The 2750-nt window shown below is 58.6% G+C and carries 5 protein-coding genes; 3 read left to right on the top strand and 2 right to left on the bottom strand.

Annotated elements, in window-relative coordinates; genetic code table 11:
* A partial coding sequence (locus ACFFWD_RS41890) for a hypothetical protein (protein ID WP_376975258.1) occupies positions 1-331 on the top strand: 331 nt, incomplete at its 5' end.
* A gap of 593 nt (positions 332-924) precedes the next feature.
* On the opposite strand, the gene ACFFWD_RS41885 is transcribed toward ACFFWD_RS41890, so the two are convergent.
* Complete coding sequence (locus ACFFWD_RS41885) at positions 925-1161, bottom strand: DUF6894 family protein (RefSeq protein ID WP_376975257.1); 237 nt, start codon at positions 1159-1161, stop codon at positions 925-927.
* Between the two features lie 332 nt (positions 1162-1493).
* Here ACFFWD_RS41885 and ACFFWD_RS41880 point away from each other — a divergent pair, with 332 nt between their 5' ends.
* Positions 1494-1703 (top strand): cold-shock protein, encoded by a 210-nt coding sequence (locus ACFFWD_RS41880; RefSeq protein ID WP_376975256.1) that lies wholly within the window; start codon positions 1494-1496, stop codon positions 1701-1703.
* Positions 1704-1901: 198 nt separating this feature from the next.
* The gene (gene rpsU, locus ACFFWD_RS41875) at positions 1902-2183 is read left to right on the top strand and encodes a 30S ribosomal protein S21 (RefSeq protein WP_376975255.1); all 282 of its coding nucleotides are present in this window, start codon (positions 1902-1904) and stop codon (positions 2181-2183) included.
* A 7-nt stretch (positions 2184-2190) separates the two neighbouring features.
* On the opposite strand, the gene ACFFWD_RS41870 is transcribed toward rpsU, so the two are convergent.
* Positions 2191-2625 (bottom strand): hypothetical protein, encoded by a 435-nt coding sequence (locus tag ACFFWD_RS41870; protein WP_376975272.1) that lies wholly within the window; start codon positions 2623-2625, stop codon positions 2191-2193.
* Positions 2626-2750 lie beyond the last annotated feature (125 nt).

The raw sequence follows: 2750 nt of genomic DNA, 5'->3' as shown, positions 1-2750 counted from the left end.
CCTAGAGGGCAGCATGCGCCCGTTCAGCCGCAATAGCTATCGCTTTCTTGCCGAGCGGCGGAAGCGGTTCCTTGTCGCGTGTTGCGTGCTTCTGCCGCGGCCGGCGCCAGACGCTTTAGCGCTCGCTATCGTCGGATTATCGGCGTACGGTCGGGGATCACCGCAATCCCCACGGCATTCACCGGTGACTGGGGGCGCGCGCGCTCCCGCCGCAAAGCAGCAGGAGCATTCCTTGCGGCGATCTCGCCTGGCCGACTGGATCGTGCCACCTGTCATTGTGCCGTTGTTACTTCTTATCCTGGTGCTCGCTGCGGCCATCTTTCATGCCTAAGGGGCTTTCCAGCGAAGCGGCTACCGGTTCGCGCAAGGAAAACGCGTCAAAGCGTCGCTCCGGCTCCGGGCGGATACAACTAAAATACCTGGTCGGCGGCAGCTACGAAGGATCTCGCGAAAATCTCGCCCGCATCACGGCAGCGGCCGCGCTAAGGAAGGCGAGGCAGCTTCTGCAACAGGGCGACACGGATGTGAGGATCTGCACCCCACGCGGGCAGGACCCGACGAATTCGATCGTCTCGAGAAACAGGAGAAGATCGACATCGCCAAAGGTGAGCGGCGAGCAAATCGGGAAGCCAAGAAGCCCAAAAAGGAAAAAATCAAGGTCATTACTGCGGCGCCCAGCCAGAAGGCGGCGACCTAGCAACCAAGCTTCGTGCCAGGGAGGAAGAAATAGCGCCGGTTGACCTGGTCAGTCTGTCAACGACCGGCTTCCTGAACGTGATTGCGTAGGCGATCGGCACGTGTGCTCGGCTCTGCGAGCTCCGATTTTGTTGGAATTGAAGGGGAGAGCCTCGCTCGTCGTGCGCAGGGCGGGCCGCTGGTGATCTCCTATTGGCCCAGCGCCGCCCGGTAAGGTCCGTGGTGCCTTTAATGTTTCAATCGAGTAGGTTCAAAAATGAATGCGGCTCTGAAAAGCGCTTCAGTTTCTGTACGAACCTCAATTGCGACATCCTCTCGCTCGTCGAGGGGCGGAAGATCCTTAGCTAGGCCGATCAGCGAATTCGCGGCTTCGATCTCGGCCGCCCTCTGATCGGGCAGGTCCAGCCCCTCTTCATCAGGGTAAAGGTCTTGTCCGCTTCGAATGTCGAAATAGTAGCGCGTCATGACCGGCTCACGATCAACAGGCGGGAGCGCAATGTCTCTCAGCCACCGACACCTGTGGAACCACTGCCGATGATGCCTACCAACTCCCAGGTCTTCGCTTGGTTCAAACTGAACTCGCGTAGGCCCTAAACTGAGTTGGACAACAGATATATCGTCCGGTCATCGAAACGCTCCTTGCATCCCCGAAATAAGTGTATAGCTTGACATCATTCGATTGGCCTTGCGCCTTGTAGATCGGTCGCAGAGACCCTTTTCCAAAGACATCGTCGCATTAAAAAAAGCGAAGTGGTGCTTTCGCGCGGCGTAAGCGCTCGCGCTTTGGAGAAACAAAAATGTCTACAGGCATCGTAAAGTGGTTCAACGGTCAGAAGGGATTCGGATTTATCACTCCCGATGACGGCGGAAAGGACGTGTACGTCCATGTCAGCACTGTGGAGCGGGCAGGCCTTCACCGCCTGGCAGAAGGCCAGCGGGTGAACTTTGAGATCAAAACCGACCCGAGGCGGGGCACAACCTCGGCCGAGAATCTTTCGCTGGGCTAGGTACTCAGTCAGTTTTGCCGTTTCCCGGATGTACTGGAACGGTGGTGCGGCCCGCTCTGTCCTCGGATTGAGCGGGCTTTTGCGCGCTCGCAATAAACAGTCAGTTGTGGGTGAACGATTCGACGTACTGCCAAAGCAGGCACCGAACGGCGCTGCGTTTTGGCTCGGGCTTGTGTCAACCGATCGGAGCAAACGACATTGCAAGTACTTGTCCGCGATAACAACATCGACCAGGCGCTCCGCGTTCTAAAGAAGAAGATGCAACGCGAGGGCGTCTTTAGAGAAATGAAGCGGCGACGTTCCTACGAAAAGCCATCGGAAAAAAGAAGTCGCGAAAAGTCTGAGGCTGTACGTCGAGCCCGCAAGCTTGCTCGGAAGCAGGCCATAAGGGAAGGATTGATCCCGGCACCGCCGAAAAGAGAGTTTCCGGTGCGTAAACCGGCTTTGCCCGCGCTCCCCAGCAGCGCACGGGCGGTTTAGAAGTGCTTCATAGGACCCTGCGGGCGGCGATGGTCTCCTCGTCGTTGCGGACGCGCTTACGCATATTGTGATCTCGTTCCGGCATCCATTGTGGCGTGTGCCCGTCGATCACGAGCCCGATCGCGGGACCTCTGCGCGCCTGCGCCTGCTCCATCGGCTCGTCACTGAGAAGCGCCGGCTGATAGGCGCTCAGCGTCTGCAGCGCGGCGATGCCGATGGCGCCGCCGAGGTTCCGTGTCATGTTGAACAGAGCGGATGCAGACGCCAGACTATTGAATGCGCCCCCCTGTTGTGCTGACGTCCGTTCAGGGTCAAAATGCGAAGAACTCAACGTGAGCAAATCCAGTCCGCTATGCCCCATTGAACGGACCACAATCAGCCGTGCGGCCACTTCGCTGATGGGTAGAGTCGAGATGTGGCGCGGTGGCGGTAGGCTGAACATATCTGTTTGCCGCCTCTTTCGTCTGGCGGTGCCTTAATGGTTCACCCTTGGCTCCGTTTCCACATCACCGGGTCACCGGAGGCGGTCGCCCGCCCCCGGTTCCCACAGAACGTGGCATGCGGATT

This window comes from Bradyrhizobium erythrophlei, from assembly GCF_042430365.1.
Lineage (GTDB): Bacteria > Pseudomonadota > Alphaproteobacteria > Rhizobiales > Xanthobacteraceae > Bradyrhizobium > Bradyrhizobium erythrophlei.
The sequence above is the reverse complement of the archived record's forward strand: the minus strand, read 5'-3'. Positions and strand labels throughout refer to the sequence as shown.

Bases quoted from the DNA above. Each gene is read 5' to 3' on its own strand.
- ACFFWD_RS41885 (WP_376975257.1), bottom strand. From the start codon at position 1,161: ATGACGCGCTACTATTTCGACATTCGAAGCGGACAAGACCTTTACCCT.
- ACFFWD_RS41880 (WP_376975256.1), top strand. From the start codon at position 1,494: ATGTCTACAGGCATCGTAAAGTGGTTCAACGGTCAGAAGGGATTCGGA.
- ACFFWD_RS41870 (WP_376975272.1), bottom strand. From the start codon at position 2,625: ATGTTCAGCCTACCGCCACCGCGCCACATCTCGACTCTACCCATCAGC.